We start from the raw sequence: 2,183 nt of genomic DNA on the forward strand, positions 1-2,183 counted from the left end.
GGGGCGGGGTACCGAAGGCGCCCCGCCCCAGCCCCCGAATATATTGCTTTCCCCCCTAAGCTTGCGGTGGGCCACCCTCCCCAAAAATTCATCAATCAGCTACGCGGTTGGGAGCCGGTCGAACGAGGTGGCAGGCCCCCATCCCCTGTCTCCCCTTACCCCCGGCCCAAAGGGCCGTGGGAAGGGGGATAAAAGACTTAGGGGGCAGAGCCGAGCGCCGGAGGCGGTCCTCCCAACCCCTCTGATCTCTCTCCAGGGCCTTCGGGCCTCAGGAAAAGGCCTGGGGCACCGATCTTATGCTATTCTTGGTGATTATAACACGCCTGGCGATGGGAGTCTTTTTTTGTGTCGCAGGTGGGAGCCTGTCGGACTGGCGCATGGCCCTGCCCTCATCTTCTCTCCTCACGGTCCTTTGGGCCGTAGGGAGAGAAGATAAAAGCTTTCGGCTGATATCCAGTCCGGCTGCGGACCGGAGAGCGAACCACCCGTGGCGGGAGAGGGCTCGATCCCCGCTCCTTCCCGGCGAAAGCGGGGGGAAGGGGGCATAAAAACGGGGTTGAGCGGCGGCTTTCGGCCGCCTCCCAACCCCGTCCTGCTTCCTCGCTCTCGAAGCGAGCGAAGCGGTAGCACCCCTTGGATGGGATGGCGGACAGATTGTCCCAACAAGCCCTCAATCTTCCCCCAGCAATCGAAGCAATGCCTCCGCATCGTGGGCGAAGGGCGCGGGGGGATTGGCAGCCAAAAACTGGCGAAGCAGCGCCCGAGCTTCCTCTTCTCGTCCCTGGTGGGCGAGCAGCCGGCCGAGCCAGTAGAGAGCCTCCGACATCCCGGGGCGTAAAGCCAGGGCCCGTCGGAGGTCTGCCTCGGCGCCCGCGAAATCTCCTTCCAACAGGCGGACGCTTCCCCGCCCCACATACGCCTCGGGGAAATCCGGTCGGAACCGGAGCGCCTGATCGAACGCCTTTCGCGCTTCCAGGATGCGGTTCTGCTGAAGGAAGGCCGCACCCAGCAGGTAATGCGCCCGCGCTTCCTGAGGATGCTTCGCCAGGACCGCCTGGGCTTCGGCGATGGCTTCGCTCAGGCGGCCGCTTTGATATAGCGCTGTCCCCAGACTCAGACGAGCCAGGGCATGGTCCGGAACCTGCCGCAGCACCTCCCGATAGGTCTGCTCGGCCTCCCCCATGCGGCCGGCTAGGGCATACGCATCCCCGAGCCAGACCCGGGCGTCCAGCGCCTCCGGGTGTTCCCGGACGAACGGCTCCAGCTGTGCGATGGCCGAAAGGGCATCGCCCCGTTGCAACGCCGCTCGGGCCTGCGCCAGTCGGGGGTCCACCATGGGGGTCGGCGAGGGCGTTGGTGTTGGGCGACAGGCCAGGCCGAATCCCAGCCCTGCCAGCGCAAGGAGAAGGATTCGTTTCATCCTTCTTCCTGGGCCTGGAGATGAAGGACGATCACCTGGGTTTCCTCTGGCAGGTCTCCCCGGGAGATCTTCAGGACGTCGAGGGCCGGCGCCTTCTCGCTTCCCATCTCTTTCAGGAACTTCTGGACCGGATCCAGCTTGAGGGTCAGGCCCGGAACCCGGTAATGCATCGGGATCACGATGCGGGGCTCCAGGAGGCTGACGACCTCTGCCGCCTGGGCGGCGTTCAGCGCCTCCCCCCCGCCGACGGGGACGAGCAACACATCCACCTCGCCCAGGACCTCCTCGATCTCAGCCTGGGATGGCACATGCTGGAGATCCCCCAGGTGACAGACCCGCAGGTCTTCCAGTTCGAACAGAAAAATCGTATTGCGCCGCTCGCGGTCCCGCTTGCGCCGGTTCTCCGGCCGGATATCCAAGCCGGTGATGAACACGTCGCTGATCTCGTATTCCCCAGGCCCGCTGAGAATGTGCGGCTCGCCCTTCACGGCGCGGACTGCGTTATGGCCCGGGGCGTCGTGGCTGACCGTGACGATGTCCGCTTTCAGGCGGGGGAGATTCAACCCCACGCTCTTGTCATACGGATCCGTGACGATGGTCGCTGTTCGGCTGCGGATGCGAAAACAGCTCAAGCCAAACCATGTGATCTCCATTGCTCCAACGCCTCGCGATCAGGGATGCGTTCCATCGGGACCGATCCGGATGGACCGGACTCTGCTGTGGATTAATCGTATCATAGATGGGCCTGATGGGGGGATTGGGA

Annotated in this window: 2 protein-coding genes; both read right to left on the bottom strand. The window is 64.3% G+C overall.

The features are described 5' to 3' along the window. Positions 1 to 670: 670 nt before the first annotated feature. Complete coding sequence (locus NZM16_RS13785) at positions 671 to 1,420, bottom strand: tetratricopeptide repeat protein (protein ID WP_295449988.1); 750 nt, start codon at positions 1,418 to 1,420, stop codon at positions 671 to 673. Continuing rightward, positions 1,417 to 2,073 carry an MBL fold metallo-hydrolase gene (locus NZM16_RS13790; RefSeq protein WP_295449990.1) on the bottom strand — a complete coding sequence of 219 codons (657 nt, stop codon included), beginning with the start codon at positions 2,071 to 2,073 and terminating at the stop codon, positions 1,417 to 1,419. Before NZM16_RS13790 ends, NZM16_RS13785 begins: the two co-directional genes overlap by 4 nt. Between the last annotated feature and the right edge of the window lie 110 nt (positions 2,074 to 2,183).

The organism is Thermoflexus sp. (genome assembly GCF_025055495.1).
GTDB lineage: Bacteria > Chloroflexota > Anaerolineae > Thermoflexales > Thermoflexaceae > Thermoflexus.